The organism is Paenibacillus sp. NFR01 (genome assembly GCF_900111565.1).
GTDB lineage: Bacteria > Bacillota > Bacilli > Paenibacillales > Paenibacillaceae > Paenibacillus_AQ.
Map to the genome: position 1 here is coordinate 161163 of NZ_FOIK01000001.1, position 21741 is coordinate 182903.

At 57.2% G+C, this 21741-nt stretch carries 18 protein-coding genes; 12 read left to right on the forward strand and 6 right to left on the reverse strand.

Going from position 1 to position 21741, the window contains the following annotated elements:
* Positions 1–105 precede the first annotated feature (105 nt).
* Positions 106–1440: a DRTGG domain-containing protein gene (locus BMW84_RS00715; protein ID WP_091063321.1), complete on the forward strand. Its 1335-nt coding sequence runs from the start codon at positions 106–108 to the stop codon at positions 1438–1440.
* A gap of 716 nt (positions 1441–2156) precedes the next feature.
* On the opposite strand, the gene BMW84_RS00720 is transcribed toward BMW84_RS00715, so the two are convergent.
* The 3 genes from BMW84_RS00720 to BMW84_RS00730 form a co-directional block, all read right to left on the reverse strand.
* Entirely contained in the window at positions 2157–2471 is a 315-nt protein-coding gene (locus tag BMW84_RS00720; protein ID WP_091063323.1) for a YtpI family protein, read from the reverse strand.
* Between the two features lie 72 nt (positions 2472–2543).
* Positions 2544–3044 (reverse strand): sporulation membrane protein YtrI, encoded by a 501-nt coding sequence (locus tag BMW84_RS00725; RefSeq protein ID WP_091063325.1) that lies wholly within the window; start codon positions 3042–3044, stop codon positions 2544–2546.
* 6 nt (positions 3045–3050) lie between these two features.
* Positions 3051–3374: a YtrH family sporulation protein gene (locus BMW84_RS00730; RefSeq protein WP_091063328.1), complete on the reverse strand. Its 324-nt coding sequence runs from the start codon at positions 3372–3374 to the stop codon at positions 3051–3053.
* A 156-nt stretch (positions 3375–3530) separates the two neighbouring features.
* On the opposite strand from BMW84_RS00730, the gene BMW84_RS00735 reads away from it, so the two are divergent.
* From BMW84_RS00735 to pyk, 6 genes are all read left to right on the forward strand, one after another.
* The gene (locus BMW84_RS00735; protein ID WP_091063330.1) at positions 3531–7133 is read left to right on the forward strand and encodes a DNA polymerase III subunit alpha; all 3603 of its coding nucleotides are present in this window, start codon (positions 3531–3533) and stop codon (positions 7131–7133) included.
* Positions 7134–7207: 74 nt separating this feature from the next.
* Positions 7208–7708: a phosphatidylglycerophosphatase A family protein gene (locus BMW84_RS00740; protein ID WP_091063331.1), complete on the forward strand. Its 501-nt coding sequence runs from the start codon at positions 7208–7210 to the stop codon at positions 7706–7708.
* 146 nt (positions 7709–7854) lie between these two features.
* Positions 7855–8043 (forward strand): hypothetical protein, encoded by a 189-nt coding sequence (locus tag BMW84_RS00745; RefSeq protein ID WP_039871751.1) that lies wholly within the window; start codon positions 7855–7857, stop codon positions 8041–8043.
* 165 nt (positions 8044–8208) lie between these two features.
* Positions 8209–9102, forward strand: coding sequence for an acetyl-CoA carboxylase, carboxyltransferase subunit beta (gene accD, locus BMW84_RS00750; RefSeq protein ID WP_091063334.1), 894 nt, complete (start codon positions 8209–8211; stop codon positions 9100–9102).
* Between the two features lies 1 nt (position 9103).
* Positions 9104–10123 carry an acetyl-CoA carboxylase carboxyltransferase subunit alpha gene (locus tag BMW84_RS00755; protein WP_091063335.1) on the forward strand — a complete coding sequence of 340 codons (1020 nt, stop codon included), beginning with the start codon at positions 9104–9106 and terminating at the stop codon, positions 10121–10123.
* 325 nt (positions 10124–10448) lie between these two features.
* The gene (gene pyk / locus BMW84_RS00760) at positions 10449–11873 is read left to right on the forward strand and encodes a pyruvate kinase (RefSeq protein ID WP_091063338.1); all 1425 of its coding nucleotides are present in this window, start codon (positions 10449–10451) and stop codon (positions 11871–11873) included.
* Between the two features lie 435 nt (positions 11874–12308).
* On the opposite strand, the gene BMW84_RS00765 is transcribed toward pyk, so the two are convergent.
* On the reverse strand, positions 12309–14534 hold the full coding sequence (locus BMW84_RS00765; protein ID WP_091063341.1) for an MMPL family transporter: 2226 nt from the start codon (positions 14532–14534) through the stop codon (positions 12309–12311).
* A gap of 279 nt (positions 14535–14813) precedes the next feature.
* Positions 14814–15503: a G1 family glutamic endopeptidase gene (locus BMW84_RS00770; RefSeq protein WP_254772824.1), complete on the reverse strand. Its 690-nt coding sequence runs from the start codon at positions 15501–15503 to the stop codon at positions 14814–14816.
* 90 nt (positions 15504–15593) lie between these two features.
* Between BMW84_RS00770 and BMW84_RS00775 the strand changes: the two genes are divergently transcribed.
* The 3 genes from BMW84_RS00775 to BMW84_RS00785 are packed head-to-tail and all read left to right on the forward strand — an operon-like array spanning position 15594 to position 17747.
* Positions 15594–16775 (forward strand): MFS transporter, encoded by a 1182-nt coding sequence (locus tag BMW84_RS00775; protein WP_091067869.1) that lies wholly within the window; start codon positions 15594–15596, stop codon positions 16773–16775.
* A gap of 34 nt (positions 16776–16809) precedes the next feature.
* A complete protein-coding gene (locus BMW84_RS00780; protein WP_091063342.1) occupies positions 16810–17352 on the forward strand; it encodes an acyl-CoA thioesterase in 543 nt (180 codons plus the stop codon).
* Positions 17349–17747, forward strand: coding sequence for an FxsA family protein (locus BMW84_RS00785; RefSeq protein ID WP_091063345.1), 399 nt, complete (start codon positions 17349–17351; stop codon positions 17745–17747). The genes BMW84_RS00780 and BMW84_RS00785 overlap by 4 nt, the downstream gene beginning before the upstream one ends.
* 10 nt (positions 17748–17757) lie before the next feature.
* Here BMW84_RS00785 and ytvI read toward each other — a convergent pair whose 3' ends face one another.
* Complete coding sequence (gene ytvI / locus BMW84_RS00790) at positions 17758–18873, reverse strand: sporulation integral membrane protein YtvI (protein ID WP_091067871.1); 1116 nt, start codon at positions 18871–18873, stop codon at positions 17758–17760.
* Positions 18874–19241: 368 nt separating this feature from the next.
* Between ytvI and citZ the strand changes: the two genes are divergently transcribed.
* Both citZ and icd read left to right on the forward strand, forming a co-directional pair.
* The gene (gene citZ / locus BMW84_RS00795; protein ID WP_091063347.1) at positions 19242–20354 is read left to right on the forward strand and encodes a citrate synthase; all 1113 of its coding nucleotides are present in this window, start codon (positions 19242–19244) and stop codon (positions 20352–20354) included.
* 72 nt (positions 20355–20426) lie between these two features.
* On the forward strand, positions 20427–21722 hold the full coding sequence (gene icd, locus BMW84_RS00800) for an NADP-dependent isocitrate dehydrogenase (RefSeq protein ID WP_091063349.1): 1296 nt from the start codon (positions 20427–20429) through the stop codon (positions 21720–21722).
* Positions 21723–21741: the final 19 nt, after the last annotated feature.

Below are 21741 nucleotides of genomic sequence, written 5' to 3' on the forward strand. Positions count from 1 at the left end.
CATGAAATTTTTCCGGGAAGCCTGAAAATGTGCTCTTGCGCACATTCGATAAGGGCGGTAATATGAGTACAGAATGGTACAGATTGAGGCATGGAGGTGTAACAGTTGGAGGGTCAAGGCGATAATATTACCAAACATGAACAGCTGCTGCAACATATCGAAGGCCTCAAGGTCGGAACGAAGATTTCCGTGCGGCGGCTGGCCAAAGAGATGGTCGTCAGCGAAGGGACGGCTTACCGCGCGGTGAAGGAAGCTGAAAATCTCGGCATCGTGATTACGAAAGAACGGATCGGCACGGTCCGGGTGGAGAAGAAGCCGCGGAATATATCCGACCAGCTGACCTTCGGCGACGTGGTCGATATCGTGGAAGGCCATGTGCTCGGCGGCGCGGACGGACTGAACAAGCATTTGCATAAATACGTGATCGGCGCGATGAAAATCGATGCGATGGTCCGCTACATCGACGCCGACAGCCTGCTGATCGTGGGCAACCGGGAAGATGCGCATTCGCTTGCGCTGGAGCAGGGCGCCGGGGTGCTGGTTACCGGTGGCTTTGGTACAAGCCGGGAAGTCAAGGCACTGGCGGACGAGCTGGCGCTGCCGGTCATCTCCTCGCGGCATGATACCTTTACCGTGGCGTCGATGATCAACAGAGCAATTTTCGACCGGTTAATCAAGAAAAAAATCATGCTCGTGGAGGACATTCTGGAGAGCAAACCCCGCCTGCATACGCTGAAACCGGCAAGCACGGTCGCGGAGCTGCGCGAGCTGTCGCTGGCGAGCGGCGAGCAGCGTTTCGCCGTGACGGACGAGTGGAACCGGGTCATTGGGATCGTCGGCCGCCGCGACGTAGAGGAGCTGAACGCCGGATCCAGCATTGAAAAAGCGATGGTCCGCAGCCCCGTTACGGCTGGGCTCCAGACCTCGCTGGCATCGGCGGCGCAGATCATGATGTGGGAGGGCATCGACTTCCTGCCGATTGTGGACCGCAACCGCAAGCTGATCGGCTCGCTGACCCGCCGCGAGGTGCTGCAAAGCCTGCGCGACGTCAGCAACCAGCCGCAACTGGGCGAAACTTTCGACCATCTGATCTGGAACGGCTTTGCCGATGAGCGCGACGAGGAAGGCCGGCTGTTCTTCCATGGCTTCATTACGCCGCAGATGGCCACCGACCTGGGCACGATCTCGGAAGGTGTGTTATCCACGCTGATGACGTTATCCGCGTTCAGGGCAGCCAAGGACATCACCGGCAACGACTACGTGCTGGACAACATGTCCACCTACTTCCTGCGGCCGGTGCAGATCGAGCACTCCGTCGTCGTGATGCCGCGGCTTCTTGAGGTGAGCCGCCGAACCTGCAAGCTGGAGATCGAGATTAGCCATACGGATGTGATGGTGGCCAAAGCTGTGCTGCGGCTGCAGTCCATCGACCACGGGTAAGCACAAGCTGTCAAGGCCGGGACAGCGCTCCTGCCGGCGACGCATGCCGGCAGGAGCGGTGAGCTTTGCGCCGGTTAAAGGCGCTTAAATCAGGAGTCGTTCTCTTCAATTTAGGGAAGGGCTCCTTTTACGCGTTGGGACCGCGATCCCCTTCTTAGTGGGATTGTCTGCAAAACTATGGCTTACACCCGGCACCCGCATCTGGCCCCCTTACTCCCGGCCCCCCTAGTAGCTCGCTCCCTCGCGACGGGTCCGCTCGTACATGGCTCCCCACGTAATCCGATCGTCTCGTAACTCGATCCATCCGTAACCCGATCCATTCGTAATCCGATCCATTCGTAACCGGCTCGCTAAATCCGGTCCGCGCGTACCCCTAACGCCCCGCAGCATTTAGTGGGAAAACATCCCTTTAAATTCGCTCAAACGGGTAATTAAAGCGAATTAGAGGGATTTTATCCCACTAATCTATGCTTTTTGGACCTTTACTAGCTTTTGAGATGAAAATAGAGGGAGGAAATCCCACTATTTTAATGCCGGGAATGTAACGCGCAAATATTAGTGGGAGAAAATCCCGCTAATATTTGCGCGAATTCGAATTTGTCAGGCGATAACTTGCCCGCCCAGCCCATTGCGGCATACGGGGTTGGATAGTACCCGTTCAGCCAAAGCCCGCCAAGCCGCAGCCAGGTTCATCTTGCTGCGTCCTGGCGGCCGTCTCACACGTTCGAGCCGCCGCGCGCCTTGCTGCGGCTGTATACGCCGTGGCTGCGCAGGCCGGAGAACAGATTGAACAGGCCAAGCAGCAGGAACAGCGCCTCCACCACGATGTTGATCGAGGAGCCGCGGAACAGGAACATCGACATCAGCGCAAGCGCAATCAGCATGCCGCCGAGCAGGATGTTCATGACTGCCCGCTTCCGGCCTTTTTCCAGCGGATCAGGCTCTCTGCGGGACAGCACGCTGTACCAGGCCGAGCCGAGCACAAACAGGACAACCAGTATGAACAGCAAGTATTTAATGACAAGAATCATGGCAGCCGCTCCTTCAGCAAATGGATTGTGCCGAACGTTTTCTGTCACTATTTTATCACATTTGCCGGCGGGTCAGCGGCGGTTCGGATGAATTTCCACCCAAATCTGCAGCACGCCCTCCATGACGAGCATGGTGCGGATGCTGACGGCATATTCCTTATCGCGCACGATATAGATTTTTCCGTCGAGCAGAAGCCGGGCGAGCTTGCCGTCCGTGTCGATCTCGAACATGCTGCGTCCGCGCATCGGGGCGAGGTCCTTGGTCATTTTGCTGATGATTTCTTTTTCGGTCACGGTATCGAGTGCCTCGTTGCCATCCTTGTCCGTCGTGCTTTCGGTGCGCAGCTTGATCTCGCGAATGACGGTGGAGCTGTTGTTATATTTTTTCAGCGTTTTGATATCTTTCTGGTATTGTTCGATTTCGATGCGCAGCTCCAGATTGTCCATCCAAAGCGCGTTATAGCCGGCGTGAAAAATCGAATTGTACAACACGCTGCCCGCCACCATCCCGAGCACGAACACGGCCGAGATTTGCGAGAACCGGCGGTAACGGTGAAACGGCGGCACCCTCATCTTCGTTTACCCCCTGCCGCAGACCCATTTAACCAGCTCGCTGCCCAGATGCGCGCCCAGAAAAGCCGACAACAAATAGAAAATCTGCTTGATCGCCGGAGACAGGTTGCCCCCCAGCATGTTGCTTTCGATGACCCGCATCGGGTCGATGGTGCCGCCGACGGCCGCCGCCAGCGCCCAGATTTTGATCCGGTCGGCTATGTCAAGCATCGTCTGCGTCGGCGGCTGCAGCGATACGACCGCGCCGATGCCGCCCAGCATCGCTCCGCCGATGACGATACCGCAGGCGATAAAAAAATCGAGCAGCGCCTTGCTCATAAACAGGTTCATTGAAGATTGCCTCCTTCCGGCCGGCGCGACGTTCTGCCGCATCAGCCCGTCCTTCTCCTTCTATTCCATTGTATGGGCGGCGGCCCTATGAATATGATAAAATAAAAACATATGTTTTTATTTTGGATGACGAGCCTGTCGAAAGGATGTGGGATTGTGAGCTCATTTGTGCATCTGCATGTGCATAGCGAATATAGCTTGCTGGACGGGGCAGCCCGGATTACCGATCTGGTGCGCCGCGCGGCCGAATACGGAATGGAATCGCTTGCGCTGACGGATCATGGCGTCATGTATGGGGCAATCCCTTTTTATAAAGCGTGCCGCGAGCACGGAATCAAGCCGATTATCGGCGTTGAAGCCTATTTGACGGCGGGCTCCCGCAAGGAGCGGGGCAGCCGGAAGGACCAGCCGATTTACCATCTGATCCTGCTGGCCAAAGATGAGACCGGCTACCGGAATCTCATGCGGCTCGTGACCATCGGGCATTTGGAGGGGCAGCATTACAAGCCGCGCATTGACATGGAGGCGCTCGCCGCGCATGCGGAGGGGCTGATCTGCCTCAGTGCCTGCCTCGGCGGGGAGGTGCCGCAGCATCTGCTGCATGATCGCCCGGACGAGGCGCGCAAGGCGGCGATGCGCTACAAGGAGATTTTCGGCCCGGACTTCTATCTGGAGCTGCAGGATCACGGCATACCCGAGCAAAAGCGGGTGAACCCGCAATTGATCGCCCTTGCCGCGGAACTGGGCATCGGGCTGGTGGCAACCAACGACGTCCACTATCTGCAGCGGGAGGACGCCGAAGTGCAGGACGTGCTGATCTGTATCGGCACCGGCAAGACGGTGGACGACGAGGAACGGCTGAAGATCGGTACGGATCAGCTGTATCTCAAAAGCGGCGAGCAGATGGCGACGCTCTTTCCGCATGTGCCGCAGGCGATCGAGAACACCCGGCGGATTGCCGAACAGTGCAATCTGGAGCTGGAATTCGGGCGGCATATTTTGCCGGCCTTTGCGCCGCTGCCGGAAGGGCAGGATGCCGCGGCATACCTGCGCGAGCTGTGCTTCAAGGGGCTGGAAGCCCGCTATGCCGATACGCCGCGCTGGGCTTCCGCAGAAGAGCGGGCAGCGGCTGAACAGCGGCTGTCCTATGAGCTCGGCGTCATCGAGAACATGGGCTTCAGCGATTATTTTCTGATCGTCTGGGATTTTATCGCGTTTTGCCACCGCAACGGCATCGCTACCGGCCCGGGCCGGGGCTCCTCGGCGGGAAGCCTGACGGCCTACTGCCTCAAGATTACGGATGTCGATCCGCTCAAATACAACCTGCTGTTCGAACGTTTCCTCAACCCCGAGCGGATTACGATGCCGGATATCGACATCGATTTCAGCGACGAGCGCCGCGATGAAGTCATTGCGTATGTAGTGGACAAATACGGCCGCGAGCATGTCGCCCAGATCATCACGTTCGGAACGATGGCGGCGCGGGCCGCGGTCCGCGACGTAGGCCGGGCGCTCAACCTGCCGTACAGCGAGGTGGACAAGACCGCCAAGCTGATTCCGGGACAACTGCATATCAGCATCGAACGGGCGCTGGAGACGAGCCCGGAGCTGAAGGAGCTCTACGATACGAATACGAAAGCGCAGTCGCTGCTCGACATGGCCATGAAGGTGGAAGGCATGCCGCGGCATGCCTCCACCCACGCGGCCGGCGTCGTGATCTCCAAAGGCCCGCTGACCGATGCCGTGCCGCTGCAGGCCGGCGGCGAAAGCACGGCCTTGACGCAATATTCCATGGAGCATCTGGAGAGCGTCGGGCTGCTGAAGATGGACTTTCTGGGGCTGCGCACCTTGTCGATCATTGAACGCTGCATGAACTGGATCGGGGAGATGAGCGGCAGCCTGCCCGATTTCCAGACCATCCCCGACAACGACCCGTTAACCTATGAAATGCTGGGCGCCGGAGAGACGACCGGGGTATTCCAGCTGGAGTCTGCGGGTATTCGCCGGGTGCTCAAGGACCTGAAGCCAAGCGGTTTTGAAGACGTCATCTCCGTGGTTGCCCTGTACCGTCCGGGTCCGATGGAATTTATTCCGCGGTTTATCGGCGGCAAACACGGGGAGATTGAAGTGGTTTATCCGCATGAGGACCTGCGGCCGATTCTGGCCGATACGTACGGCATCATCGTGTACCAGGAGCAGATCATGCAAATTGCTTCCAAAATGGCCGGCTTTTCGCTTGGGGAAGCCGATCTGCTGCGGCGCGCCGTCTCCAAGAAAAAACGGGAGACGCTCGACCAGGAGCGCAGCCATTTCGTGGAGGGCAGCCTCCGGCTCGGCTACCGCGAGGAAGACGCAAACGCCGTTTATGATATGATTGTACGGTTCGCCAATTACGGCTTTCCGCGCGCCCATGCCGCCGCCTACGGCGTGCTGGCTTTCCAGACGGCGTATCTGAAGGCGCATTATCCGGTGCAATTTATGGCGTCCATGCTGACGGCCGTCATGGGCTCGCACCGCAAAGTGGCGGAATACGTGCTGGAATGCCGCCGCACCGGCATCGGCGTATTGCCGCCGGATGTCAACGAAAGCGGCGTTCTGTTCACGCCCGTCGCCAGCGAAGGCGCCGGGGACATCCGCTTCGGGCTGGCGGCGGTCAAGAATGTCGGCACGCTGGCTGTCGAGAACATCATGAACGTCCGCAAGGAGCGGCCGTTCGACAGCCTGCTCGACTTCTGCCGCCGCGTCGACCTGCGCGTCTGCAATAAGCGCGTGATCGAGTCGCTGGTGCAGGCGGGCGCATTCGACCGCCTGCCGGGCCATCGCGCGCAGCTGCTTGCCATGATGGACGAGACGGTGGAGGCGGCGCTGAAATGGCGCAAGGAGCGCGACGAGCTGCAAATCCAGCTCTTCGACGACCTGATCGAAACGCCGAACTGGGAGATCCGCTATCCGGAAATCCCCCAATTTACGATCGGGCAGCAGCTGGAGCTGGAACGCGAGCTGCTCGGCCTGTATTTGTCCGGCCATCCGCTCGACGACTTCGCCGAACTGCTCGAAGGCGAAGAGACCGAGAAGCTGATGGATCTCGGCGAAGCCGCCGACGACAGCATGGTCGTGACGGCAGGCATGGTCGTCTCCGTCAAGGAGATTATGACCAAGGCGGGCAAGGCAATGGCCTTTGCCGAATGGGAAGACCAGATCGAGCGCTGCGAGGTCGTGCTCTTCCCCGAGGTGTGGAAGCGCAGCCGCCCGCTGATCGTCAAGGGCGCCCTCCTTGCCCTCCGTGCACGCGTGCAGCAGGAGGACGAGGGCTTCAAGCTGCTGGCCGAGGAGGCCGCGCAGCTTAGCGAAGGCGCGCTGCGCGCGATGCGCCAGCGCCGCAGCGCCGCACTGGCCCGCGGGGGCCGCGGCACTGCCGCCGCAGGCGCGGCGCAGCCGCCTGCGGGAACGCGCCCGTCCGCGCAGCCGGGCGCGCCGGAACGCGCTGCCGGCGGGCAAGGCGCCGCCGGCGGAACCCGCGCCGCAGCCAGCGCGCGGCGCGTCTACATCAAGATCGCGCCGGAGTCGGAGAACCCGGCGCTGCTCTCGCGGCTGCAGGCGCTGCTGAAGACCCATCCGGGTCCCGACAGCACGCTGCTGTTCTATGAGCGCGAGCAGCGCCTGCTCGCGCTGAGCGACAGCTACCGGATCAGCCCGGGACCCGCGCTGATCGCCGCCGTCGAAGCGATGCTCGGACCCGGCACGGTGCGAATAAAATAAGCACCTTTTCGCCCTTTTCCGCATACATTTAGGAAACCACCGGGAATGGTCCCGTGCGGAAAGGGGATAACATCATGTCATATCAAATGGCCGCCGATATGCTGGAACGCCGGGGGGTACCGCTGAAGGCGATCGCCGATATTGTCTATATTTTGCAATCGGCCTATTATCCGGAGTTGACGGATGAAGAGTGCCTGACCAGCGTTCAGGCCGTGCTCACCAAAAGAGAGGTGCAGTACACGCTCATGACCGGCGTCGCGCTTGACGAACTGGCGGAGCGGAAGCTGCTTCCCCAGCCGCTGCAGGCGGTGATGGAAGCCGACGAATCGCTGTACGGCGCGGACGAGACGCTGGCGCTCGGCATTACCGGCGTATACGGAATGATCGGTCTGACCGGCTTCGGCTACCTGGACAAGATCAAGCTGGGGATTATTGGCGATCTTAACGACAAGAAGGGGATGATCCACGTGTTCCTCGACGATCTCGTCGCCGGAATCGCCGCCGCCGCATCGGCCCGCATCGCCCACCGGCATGAAGGCGCGAAGGTGTACCCGCATGATTTTTCACCGGAATAAATGCGCATTTGCGTACCGGCAATCCGGCCCCCTGGTCTTGCTTCCATAGTCCCGCTCCTGTTGCGGGAAAAAAGAAAACTATGTTATCATGATTCCAATATACGGGATACGGCTTTGGAATTAAGATTAGGGAGGCTTTGCAAGGAATGTGGACGGTCATTTATATTGCCCCTACCGCCAAAGTGGCGGATATGATTCAAAGCAAGCTGACGGAAGAAGGATTCTTGGTAAAATGCCGTCCGATCAATATGTCCAAGCAGCAGTTTGAAATACTGGTTCCATCGGGAGAGCTGGAGGAAGTACAGGAAGCCCTTAATCTGATTTTACATCCCTGAATATACATCATCTGTGCGTCACGCCTGAATGGTTGGATTTCAGCGCTTCCGTGCGTATTTTTTCGTCTTTTTTTCTTATCGCGGAGCGTGGCTGCGGGCTATGGGCAGCGGGTCCAGGCAGCGGCAAACGGCATCACGCAAATAAACGGCTGAAGAGGTGCGACCTTGTTCAAAGATTTATTTCAGAAAAAACGGAAGTACGCGACCGTGCCTTCCGCGCGTCTTGCGTCCGGAGAAACACCGGCGGAAGGGGAACGACCGAAACGGGAAATCCCCGAAGGCCTGATGAGCAAATGCGGCAAATGCGGCACCATCCAGTACAGCAAAGAGCTGGAGAAAAATTTGAAAGTATGTCCCTCCTGCGGATACCATATGCGCCTGAACGCGGTCGAGCGGATTGCCTATACGCTTGATCCCGAAGGCTTTATCGAGTTTGACAGCGAGATGGCTTCCGTAGACCCGTTGAAGTTCCCGGGTTATGCCTCGAAGCTGGAACAACAGCGCTCCAAAACCGGACAAGTCGAAGCGGTCGTTACCGGTCAAGGCACGATCGGCGGCCATCCGGTTATTATTGCGGTCATGAATTTTGAGTTTTTCACCGGAAGCATGGGCTCCGTGGTGGGCGAGAAGATTACGCGCGCCGTCGAAGAGGCCACCGAGAAAAAGCTCCCGCTGCTTATTTTCTCCACGTCGGGTGGAGCCCGGATGCAGGAGAGCATTCTCAGTCTGATGCAGATGGCTAAAACAAGCGCTGCGCTGGCCCGGTTCAGCGAAGCGGGCGGCTTGTTTATTTCGGTCATCACCGACCCGACCACAGGCGGGGTGTCGGCGAGCTTTGCGAGCCTCGGCGACATCATCCTTGCCGAGCCGGGAGCGGTATTCGGCTTTGCCGGACGGATTGTCATCGAGCAGACGATTCGCCAGAAGCTGCCGGATGATTTCCAGACCGCCGAATTTAACCTGCAGCACGGCCAGTTGGATCTTGTCGTCCACCGCAAGGAAATGCGCGCGACGCTGACGAAGCTGCTCGATCTGCACGACACGAAAGGGGGCTTTTAAGTTGGCGGGAGAGTTGCCTTTTGAAATGCCTCTGGTTGAAATGCGCAAAAAAATCGCCGAGCTGCAGCAATTCGGTGAAGAAAAGGGCATTGATTTCAGTGATGAAATCGCCCGGCTCGAGGAACGCTACCGCGTGCTAGAGGAAGAAATATATACGACGATCTCACCGGCCCAGAAGATGCATCTTGCCCGGCACCACAGCCGGCCGACTTCGCTTGACCTGATGAACCTGATCTTTACCGACTTTATCGAGCTGCACGGCGACCGCATGTTCGGCGACGACCTGGCGGTGGTCGGAGGCATCGCGAAGCTGAACGGCGTTCCTGTAACCGTTATTGGCCAGCAGCGCGGCAAGGATACGAAGGATAATATCCAGCGTTTCTTCGGCAGCGCGCATCCGGAAGGGTTCCGCAAGGCGCTGCGCCTCATGAAGCAGGCGGATAAATTTGGCCGCCCGATCGTAACGTTTATCGATACCAAGGGCGCTTATCCCGGCAATACGGCAGAGGAGCGCGGCCAATCCGAAGCGATTGCCCGCAATCTGCTGGAGATGTCCCGGCTGAGCGTACCGGTGGTCTGCGTCGTCATCGGCGAAGGCGGCAGCGGCGGCGCCCTGGCACTGGCCGTCGGCAACCGCGTGCTGATGCTGGAGCATGCCATTTATTCGGCGATCTCGCCGAACGGCGCCGCGTCCATCCTGTGGAAGGATGCCGGCAAAGCGGAGCAGGCGGCGGAAGCGATGAAGATTACGGCGTCCGATCTGCTTGAGATGCAGGTGATCGAAGAAGTAATAACCGAGCCGCGGGGCGGCGCACACCGCGATTACGAGACGACGGCGGCAGCCATCAAGGAAGCGGTGGTACGTCATTTGCGCGAGCTGTCCGCGCTTAATCCGGATGAGCTGAAGGATGACCGTTACCTTAAATTCCGCAAAATCGGCGCCTTCTCCGAAGGCCAGGCGGAGGAAGCCGAATTCGCCGCCGAACCCGGACAAGCCAGCGAAGAACAGCCTGCCGAATAATCTGCGGCGGCCCGAACATTTGCACTTTGTGTATAATTCCATAAAATGCATTCCGGGATCGAACGACCGCCCGGAACTTCCCGGACCGCCGTGCGCCAAGACTGCACGGCGGTTTTCGATTTGCGTACAAACTTTGAATATTCGACCGGAAACGGCACTAAAAACACGCGTTAACATTGATTTTGTCGCCGACTTGCAGTAATATTCATTAGGGCGCAATAAAAGATATATGTGATTTAGTTCCTATTCAACAGTGAAGTCTTATAGTAGATTTTGTAGTTGGAAAAAGTGAGACAGAGAGAACGAAAAAACGGAGGAAAACCTAATGCGGAAAAGTAAAATTGTATGTACGATCGGTCCAGCAAGTGAATCGTTGGAGAATATCAAGAAACTGATTTTGGCCGGCATGAATGTGGCCCGTCTGAACTTCTCCCACGGCGATTACGAAGAGCATGGCAACCGGATCAACGTGATTCGTCAAGCATCCAAAGAGCTTGGCAAGACCGTAGCGATCCTGCTCGACACCAAGGGACCGGAGATTCGCACAGGCAAACTGGAAGTAGAACCGATTGAACTGGTTCAGGACGAATACCTGACACTGACTACGGAAGAAATCCTCGGCGACCAAAACCGTATTTCCGTGACGTACAGCGACCTTCCTAACGACGTTCAAGTAGGCTCGACGATTCTGATCGACGACGGCCTCATCGGTTTGACCGTAGTAGACATTCAAGGCACTGAAATCAAGACCCGTATCGTTAACGGCGGCACCATCAAGAGCAAAAAAGGCGTTAACGTTCCTGGCGTAGCCATTTCCCTGCCGGGCATTACGGAAAAAGACACCAACGACATCATTTTCGGGATCGGACAGGACATCGATTTTATCGCCGCTTCCTTCGTTCGCAAAGCCAGCGACGTTCTTGAAATCCGTGCTCTGCTGGAGAAGCACAATGCTTCCCACATCCAAATCATCTCTAAAATCGAAAACCAACAAGGTGTCGACAACCTTGACGAAATCCTTGCCGTTTCCGACGGTCTGATGGTTGCCCGTGGCGACCTTGGCGTGGAAATTCCAGCCGAAGACGTGCCGCTCGTGCAAAAACAAATGATCGCTAAATGTAACGTTGCCGGCAAACCGGTTGTTACCGCAACCCAAATGCTCGATTCCATGCAACGTAACCCGCGTCCAACCCGCGCTGAAGCGAGTGACGTGGCGAACGCGATCTTTGACGGCACTGACGCCATCATGCTGTCCGGCGAAACAGCTGCAGGGAAATATCCGGTTGAATCCGTGCTGACGATGTCCCGCATCGCCGAAAAAGCGGAATCCGCGCTGAACTACCGTGAAATCCTGATGAAGCAACAAATCGCTCAAGAAACTACAGTTACGGAAGCAATCAGCCAATCCGTGGCATTGACTGCTCTGGATCTGAACGCAAAAGCGATCATTTCCTCGACAGTAACCGGCCATACGGCACGCGTAATCTCCAAATACCGTCCGAAATCGCCGATCGTTGCTGTAACGACGCAAGAAAGAACCATGCGTCAACTGGCGCTGGTATGGGGCGTAACTCCGGTATTCGGACAAGAAGCTACCTCCACCGACGAACTGTTGGCAACCGCTCTGAAGGGCGGCAAAGCATCCGGTCTGGCGAAAGCTGGCGACCTGGTAGTGATCACTGCCGGTATCCCGCTGGGACGTTCCGGTTCCACTAACCTGGTTAAAGTAGACACGATTCCTGCCGAGTAGTCGCCGGGAATAAATAAGGGGCTATCCCGCAAGCCGTACACGGCTTGCATGGGATAGCCCCTTTTTGTCGTTGCGAATGATTGAAGGTTGGTCGAGTTCCCGCAAAGGGGACGACCTGGCAATAAGCCGGATTTAACGCTGAAGCTGAGTCCAAAGCCGATAAGGACGTGGTTGGGAGGCCATCATACAACGTTGCGCCGAGAAAAATAGTGCAGCTCCCACTCCTTCGTCTAAGAATGTATAGCTGGAGTTAAATTAGGGGGATTTCCTCCCACTAATTCTTATCCCTGTAGCTACTAGCCCTCTACAACCTCTTTTGCAGACGATCATCGCCAAAATAGAAAGAGCTGATGTGCCTTGCATGCAGCCAGCCGTAGCGGCAACGAGCCTGCAACGAGCCTGCAACGAGCCCGCAACTTTATTGCGACGGTTGCATTATGGCTGCCCGTCAGCCGCTTCCGGAGCGGCGTCCGCGATCTCCGTATGCTTGCCGGGCCAGAATGCCCGCTTGCCGAACAGGACGGTAATCGCCGGCACCAGGAACGGCCGGACGATGAAAGTATCCAGCAGGACGCCGATGGCGGTAATGATGCCGAATTGCACCAGTACCTGGATCGGCAGCGAAGCCAGCACAGCAAAGGTGCCGGCCAGGATGATGCCGGCGGAAGTGATGACCCCGCCGGTCTCGTTGACACCTTCGCGGATCGCCTGCTTCAGCGGCATGGTCTTGCGCTTTTTCCAGATGTTCGAAATCATGAAGATGTTATAATCTTCGCCCAGCGCGACGAGGAAGACGAAGGAGTAAAGCGGAATCGACCCCTGGATGGCATCCGTTCCGAGGATGTAGTGGATAATGATCCAGCCCAGTCCCAGCGCCGAGAAGAAGGATAGAATGACCGTCGCCACCAGATAGAGCGTTGCCGTCACAGAACGCAGGTAGATCAGCAGCAGCACAGTGATCATGGCGATTACGACCGGTATGATCGTGTCCGTATCCCGCTCTCCCTGCTCCTTGGTGTCATGCTGGGTTGCAGTCTGCCCGCTGATCCACACGCCGTCCTGGGCATTTTGAACGCCTTCATCCAACAGTGCGTGCTCCACAGTATCTTGCAGCATCGGGATATGTTTCATGGCCTCCAACGAATACGGATTCATCTTCAGCTCGAGGTCAAAGCCGAGAATATTAGGGTTCACCGCCCCTTTCTGCGGATCCGACACCGTATCCACGTAGGAGAGACCGCCGAGAACCACCTTGATGTCATCTCCGTTCACTTTGCCCTGCGTATCCACCATCAGCTTGACCGGCGCCAGTTCGCCCGGCGAGAACTGTTCTCCAATTTGTTCAAAGCCTTCGCGGGATTCCATGTCCTTGGGGAAGGAAGAGAGCAGGTCATAGGTGAATTTGATTTCGCTTGAAAAAGAAGCCAGCACGCCGAGCAGAATCGCCGTTATGCCGACAATTGCCCATGGGCGGGTGACGACGAGATGGCCGACGCCTTTCTTCCGCAGATGTTTGGCCGGCGGGACCGGCTTGCCTTTGGCTTTGGCCCGCGCGGCTTCCATTTCCGGCGTCCGGGGGATGAACGGGAAGAAAGAAGCCCGCCCGAAGATCGCCAGCAGCGCCGGTACAAGCGTCAGGCTGGCGACGCCCATAATGAGGATCGACAGGCTGAACGGAACCGCAAAGCGGTGATAAGCGCCGTACTTGGCCAGCAGGAGCGCGAACAGTGCCAATACAACCGTAAAGCCGCTCATCGCAATGGCTCCCGAGGCTTGGGTAATCGCGTTAAGGAGCGCCCGTCCTTTGCTCTCCTCCTGCTTCAGCAGCTGCCGGAAACGGGAGATCAGGAACAGGCAATAGTCGGTGCCTGCCCCGAACAGCAGCACGGTCATGATGGAAACCGCCTGTGAATCGACGGTAATCCAGCCTTCCTGCGCCATCTTGCCTAACACCGGGCTGACCGCCAGATACGCGAAGCCGACGGCGAACAGCGGAATCAGTGCGAGAATCGGAGAGCGGTAGATCAGCAGCAGGAATACCAGTACCAGCACAACTGTTGCCATCAGAAGCGCGACATCCGCGTCTTTGAACAGGCCGGTCGCGTCGATGGAAATGCCCACAGGGCCGGAGACACGCAGGCTCAGCTCACTTCCGGTTGCCGGGGCCGAGGAAGGATCGCTGCCGGTTACGGCCTTCACCCGGTCCTTTAACACGGTTACTGCATCGCCAAGCTCTTCGCTGCCGGCCGACTTATCGAACAAGACCGGCGTGACGATCGTGCTGCGGTCCTCCGACAATGAAGCCTGCAGCGCTTGCGGCGGCAACTGGGCCAGCGGCGGCACGAACGTCTGATGCTCCAGCGGCTGCTGCTCTAGCTGCCCGTAAAGCGCCGTGATATGTACCAGATCGTCATTGGTCAGACCTCCGTCGCGATGCCATACGAGCAGGGCCGGAACGCCGCTGCCCGACGGGAATTCCCGCTCGGCTACCGCCTGTGCTTGCACCGATGGCGCTGAATCCGGAAGATTTTGCGCATTGTTGACGACCTGCGAATTCACTGATGGCCATACCAATGATAGAACGGCGACCACCGCAATCCATACCCCTAATGTGATCCATTTTGTTTTGCTGCCTGCCACCCACTTGCCGTAGCCTGACATTGATTCACCTCTCCTTTTTGCGGGTGTATGGACCCGCAGATCATTTTCTATCCTTATCATATATACCTTAGGAAATATAAAGCAAATCTTTTGATGCAAAAACGCCTATCCGGCCCGGCGCAGACAAGCCGTAATGGGCGGAACAGGCGTCCATCGAATCCTCTTTATCAATCGGAAAATAATACCGTGAGTCGGTAATGCCATCTTGGACGAAATTTTTTGTTTCTTTGCTATGCTCCATCTTAAGCGGGTGGTATATTGAATAGGGGTCTGTCCGAATCAGGGGCGGCGGACAGTGAAGGCGTCTCCGGCGACATTGGGTTTGCCGGGTTTGGAGACAATGATCTGGTTCTGCACGATGACGCCTCCGTCGTCGGCCGTAAGCCGCGGGCTTTTGCCGTTGACGCGCAGTTTGCAGAAGCTTACCGGCGTAAGCCGGGTGAGCTTGGCGGTTTCGCCGTCAATGCTGGGTGCCTCGACAATCCACTCGGCGGAGTTTTGCTGACCGCGGTAGTGGCGTTTGGTGCAGAAGGTCCAGCCTTTGCTTAAATTGCACAGCTTGATTAGCCATTTTCCGCTGGCGAGCTTGGCAATGGAGGCTTTCATCCGGTCGCCGGGAGAGACGGGCTTCAGGATGACGGTCTCGGATGCAGGGAGAATCTCCCACCAGGCGTAGTACCTTGCGCTTCCGTTCACATATTCATGCCCTGTGCCGGTCTGGATCAGGTTCTCGTTGTTGAAACCGTCGATGCCGATCCAGGCGGAAGAATAGGATGGGGTCCGTGAGGGTCTGACATAAGGTACGACCCATTCGGCGGAAATACTGCGGAAGCTGTTCTTTTTGCCGGTGATGGCGTAGCCGCTCCAGTTGTCGCTGACCCAGCCGGTTCTGGCCGAGTTGGATCGGCCTTGTACCGTTTTTTTGCAGCTGGCGCTGCTTTTTCTGACTATTGAATTGATGTCGCTCACCGCCTTCTAAAGGGAGTTACTCTATCAAATGCGGCGGAGCGTCCCTTAGATTGGGTTTTTCGCTATAAATAGAGAGGAATTATGAAACCGATGAACAAAATTGTTAAACTGCGCGGATTTTATCTTTTCCTTGGCCTGGCCGGCGGATCGTTCGGCTCCTACCTGTCCGTGCTGCTGAAACACAACGGCCTCACCGTGGGCCAAATCGGCATGCTGATGGCCACCGGCACGCTGATCGCCATTTTTACGCAGCCGGTATGGGGGATGATCTCCGACCGCTACAACCAGCCCCGGCTGGTGCTGATTCTGAGCGTGGCCGTGCCGGCGGTGCTGGCGACGTTCTATCTGTCGCAATATTTTATCGTCCTGCTGCTGGCCTACACCTTCTCAACGATATTCTCGTCGACGCAGGCGCCGATCGCCGATTCTTATGCCATTTCCGCGGCCAAACAGGCAGGGACCACTTATGGCAGCATCCGGCTGATGCTAAGCTTCGGCGCTGCGGTCGGCGCGTATTTCGGCGGATTATACGTGGCGAACATTGCGGTCTCCACCGTCTGGCTTCCGTACCTTGTGCTGAACCTGGCGGCGGCCATGATTGCTTTCACATTGCCGAAGCATGCCGAAGAGAACCACGTGATGAGCACCTCTTTTTCACAGGGAGTCAAACAGCTTCTGAAAAGCCGGATCTTTCTTGCTTTTCTGGCCGCGAGCTTTCTGGTGAACCAGACGATGACGGCGTTCGGGACCTACTTTGTCATCGCCTTTCAGTCTGCGGGCGGATCGATGGCTTATGCCGGGATCGCGCTGTTTCTTGCATCGTTCACCAACGTGCCGTCCATGTTCTTTGCCTCCAAGGTCATCCGGAAGCTGGGCCGGGAACGGACGCTGCTGATCGCGGCAGTCATCTATGTGTTCCGGTGGGGGATTCAGGTCGCGTTCCCTTATCCGGGGGTCATGATCGGCATTCAGGTCCTCCACGGCGTATCATTCGGGTTCTTTTATATCGCTGCGGTTGAATATGTATCGAGTATTACCTCGAGCGAAATCCAGGCCACGGGCCAAAGCGTATTTAATATGGTATTCTCCGGCATCGCCGGCATCGTCGGGAACCTGCTGAACGGCTTCCTGCTGGATCAGGGCGGCGCGTTTGCGATGAACCTGTCGTGCGCGATCAGTTCCGGGCTTGGCGCCCTGCTGCTGGTGTACGTAGCCCGGAGCGCCAAAGCCAAGATGCAGCTGGCATCGCCTGCCGGCGAGTTATCGGCATAACATCATGAGAAGCATAAGGAAGGGGTGAAACGTTATGGAACCGCGCAATCCAGTATTATCGAGCGGGTGGCGCCGCACGATGTTCCGCGCAAGATACCAGGAAACCGACCGCATGGGGGTCGTCTACCACGCCAATTATTTGAACTGGTTTGAAATCGGCCGCACGGACATGTTCCGGCAGCTAGGCTTTACGTACCGCAGTATGGAGGAGTTGGGCATTCTCCTGCCCGTCACCTCGGCGGATTTGCAATTTAAAAGTCCGGCGCGCTATGATGATCATATCGCCGTGTACGCGCGGTTGACGACGTTTTCGGCGCTTCGCGTCGTATATGAATATGAAATCCGCCGCCTGACGGACAGCGAGTTCGCCGGGATCGGCGCAGCGGAGAGCGGGTTTGCAGGCGTCACAAGACCGCCGCTCGCTCCGCAGGACTTTGCGGGAGAACTTCTTGTCGCCGGAACGACCAGCCATGTCTGGGTGAACGGAGACTGGAAGCCGGTCAGACTCGACCGGGCGCTGCCGGAACTGTTTAGGGAGATTGCCGCTGCGCTCAGGGAAGAAGGAGGAACCGTATGACCAGGAATAAATGGCTGTGGGCTGCGCTTTTTGTCGTCCCGGCCGTGGAATTATTCGGCTTTATTTATGTAGCGGGGCATCTCGGGGTTCCCAAAGCGCTGCTGATCATGATGGCCAGCTCAGTCATCGGCTTTTTGATGATGCGTTTCGAAGGCAAAAAGGTGCTCCAGGACAGCAAATTACAGGTGCAGCAGGGGAAGGCTCCGGGAAGATCGATGCTCGACGGCTTATGTGTGTTTTTTGGCGGATTGCTGCTGATCTTGCCCGGCTTCGTCACCGATATTATAGGTTTTACCTTGGTGTTCCCGCTGACCCGGCCGCTGTACCGGGTTTTTCTATTGAAATGGATTGAGAAAAAAATGAAAAACGGCACGTTTACCGTATACCGCCGGTAAACATGCCGGATCAGTGGAGCCTGCCGCTGACGATGTAGCTGTACAGCGCCCGGAATACGCCGGCGCGGTGGAAGGCGGCGATCACGACGAGGCTGACCGGGCCGAGAAGCAGGCCCGGCATGCCGAAGAGCTGCAGCCCGGCGAACATGCCGATCAGCATGGCGAGCGGATCCAGCCCGATGCTGCTGGCCAGCACCTTCGGCTCCAGCACCTGCCGGGTGATCAGGACGACGCCGTACAGGACGGCCAGGCCGGCAGCCAGCGCAAGGTTGCCGCTCATATAGGCGTACAGCGCCCAGGGCAGGAGCACGATGCCTACGCCGAGGTAGGGGATAAGATCGACGAATCCGATCATGAGCCCGATGGCGATCGGTGATTTGACGCCGAGCAGCAGCAGTCCGAGGATCACGATGACCATCGTGACCGAGATCAGCACAAGCTGGGCCCGTAAGTAGCCCGACAGCGCCTGGCGCAGGTCCTGCCAGATCTCCGAGACCGGCCGCCGGAGCGGCGCGGGCAGCAGGGCGGACAGCTCAGCATTGCGCCGTTCCCAGCCGGTGCTGAGGAAAAACGCGGCGAGCACGATGACGATCAGAATCGTCCCGAGGCTCGGCAACGCGGCGATCAGGTTCAGTACCATGTTGAAGAACCCCGTGATCAGATTGGTGACCATATGGCCGACCCGTTCGGTCGTCCGGCTGATGTTGCTGTCGATGGTGGCATGATAGCCTGGATTGTCATGATAGAACTGATTGATTTGATTTATGATATTCTGGATACTGGCATTTCGGCTGACCGACAGCAGCATCTCCCGCCACTGGTCCGTATGCAGGTCAAACGTCTGCAGCAGTACGATCAGCTCCTTCACCAGCCTTGTAATCAGCGCTGTGAGCACGAGCGCCGTTCCCCCGATGTAAAAGATCAGCGACAGCAGCACGGCCAGCCAACCCGGCAGCCGCCAGCCCTTCAGAATTTGCACCAGCGGCTGCATCACGTAAGCCAGCAGCCAGGCCAGCAGCAAAGGATAAAGCAGCGGCAGCAGATAATAGATTGCAAGCAGCAGCAGGACCGCCGTCATGATGACCCAGCAGCCGCGCAATATCCGTTTCAGCATAAGCGTATCGATCGCCGATCCCTCCTTTTTTGAAGACCCCCGTCCGCAGGAATAACTGCTCGTCTTATGTATATTCATAAAGAAAGGCGCGCAGTACAGCGCCGTCCCTAACCTGAAAACGGATACATGAAACAGAGTTTCCGGAAGTTTTTTTCTATCTGTCCGATAAAATCATTTGATGCCGTCCAAAGCTTCCACGTTGTTCACATAACCGTCAAAATCCGGTATGATTATTAGAGAATCCATTCCGAAATTACGTTGCATTCTCCAAAGATGTCTTGCCGCCAGTCTTATATTCGTTCTAATCGTTCAAAATTGTAAATGTTTTCAAGATGGCAGAAACGGCTTTTTTACCCCAGTTGGCAAAGGAGAGATATACTATGACAGCTACTAAAGGCTTGGAAGGCATCGTTGCGACTACCTCTTCGATCAGCTCCATTGTAGATGGCGTGCTTACTTACCGCGGGTACAACATTGATGATTTGGCCGAGAATGCCACTTTTGAAGAAACCGCCTATTTGCTGTGGTTCGGCGCGCTGCCGACCGCACCGGAGCTTCAGGCACTGAAGCGCGACCTTAGCCGGTTCGCAGCGATTCCGGAGGAAGTCATTGCGCAAATGAAGCTGTATCCGAAGGATACGAGCACGATGGCGGCCCTGCGCACGGCCGTATCGAGCCTGGCACTGTACGATGACGCAGCGGATGATATGAGCCGGGAAGCGAATGAGATCAAGGCGGTGAAACTGCAGGCGCAGCTGCCGACGGTGGTGGCCGCGCTGGCGCGCATCCGCAAAGGCCTGGAACCGGTAGCGCCGAAGGAAGGCCTGTCCATCGCGGAGAATTTCCTGTATATGCTGTGGGGCCAGCAGCCGGACATGGTGTCGGTGAAGGCGCTGGATACGGCGCTAGTGCTGCATGCCGACCATGAGCTGAACGCTTCGACCTTTGCGGGACGCGTTACCGTCGCCACGCTGTCGGATATTTATTCCGGCGTCACTTCGGCGATCGGGGCATTGAAAGGACCGCTCCACGGCGGAGCGAACGAAGCGGTCATGCGGATGCTGGAGAATATCGGCGACCTGGAAGAGGTGGAGCCGTTTATCCAGGGCAAGCTGGAACGCCGCGAGAAGATTATGGGCTTCGGTCACCGGGTCTACAAGAACGGCGATCCGCGCGCCAAACATCTGATGCGGATGTCGCATGAGCTGGGCGTGATGAAGAACGACACGACGCTTTACGACATGTCCGTCAAGATCGAAGAACTGATTACGAAGCAAAAGGGCTTAAAGCCGAACGTCGACTTCTATTCCGCTTCCGTCTACACGCAGCTGGGCATCGAACGCGAGCTGTTTACCCCGATTTTCGCCATCAGCCGGGTGTCGGGCTGGACGGCCCATATCCTGGAGCAATACGTGGATAACCGGATCATCCGCCCGCGTGCGGAGTACACCGGTTTATCCGAGCAGAAATACGTTCCGGTAGACGAGAGATAGGGCGGCCCCTTGCGGGCCGCTATACCCCTTTAGTAGAATAAAAACAAAACATTCTAGGAGGAAACCCCACACATGCTGAAGCTGGAGAAATACGCTCTGCCGACTGCCGGCGAGCCGATCACGATTGAAGACGGAAAACTGGTGGTTCCGAATGAACCGATTATTCCTTTTATCGAGGGCGACGGTACCGGACGCGATATCTGGAAAGCGTCCAAGCGCGTGCTGGATGCTGCGGTAGACAAAGCCTATGGCGGCGGGAAGAAGATTGCCTGGTACGAAGTGTTCGCCGGTGAAAAAGCGTTCAATACATACGGCGAATGGCTGCCGAATGATACCCTGGAAGCGATCCGCGAATACATCGTTGCGATCAAGGGACCGTTGACTACGCCGATCGGCGGGGGCATCCGTTCCCTGAACGTAGCGCTGCGCCAGGAGCTGGACCTGTATGTGTGCCTGCGTCCGGTCCGCCATTTCGACGGCGTGCCGTCCCCGGTCAAACATCCGGAGCTGGTGGACATGGTCATTTTCCGCGAGAACACGGAAGACATCTATGCCGGCATCGAATACAAGGAAGGCTCCGCCGAAGTCAAGAAAGTGATTGAGTTCCTCCAGAAGGAAATGGGCGTGAACAAAATCCGCTTCCCGGAAACCTCCGGCATCGGCATCAAACCGGTATCCTCCGAAGGCTCCAAGCGCCTCGTGCGCGCAGCCGTCGAATATGCCGTCAAACACGGCCGCAAGAGCGTAACGCTCGTGCATAAAGGCAACATCATGAAATTCACCGAAGGCGCGTTCAAGAACTGGGGATATGAAGTTGCGGAGCAGGAGTTCGGCGACAAGGTATTTACCTGGAATCAATACGACGTGATTAAGGAACGCGACGGGGAAGCCGCAGCCAATGCTGCCCAGAAGGAAGCGGAAGCGGCCGGCAAAATCATCATCAAGGATGCCATCGCCGACATCGCGCTGCAACAAGTACTGACCCGTCCGAAGGATTTCGACGTCATCGCGACACTGAACCTGAACGGAGATTACCTGTCCGACGCGCTGGCTGCACAGATCGGCGGCATCGGCATTGCGCCTGGCGCCAATATCAACTATGTGACCGGTCATGCAATCTTTGAAGCGACGCACGGAACGGCGCCGAAATACGCGGACAAGGACGTAGTGAATCCCGGTTCGGTGATCCTGTCCGGCGTTATGCTGCTGGAGCATCTGGGTTGGCAGGAAGCGGCCGACCTGATCTACAAAGGCATGGAGACCGCCATCAACAACAAGACCGTAACTTACGATTTTGCCCGCCAAATGGAAGGCGCCACCGAGCTGAAATGCTCCGAGTTCGCCGACGAAATCATCAAGCATCTGTAATATCCGTGGCTGAAGCAGC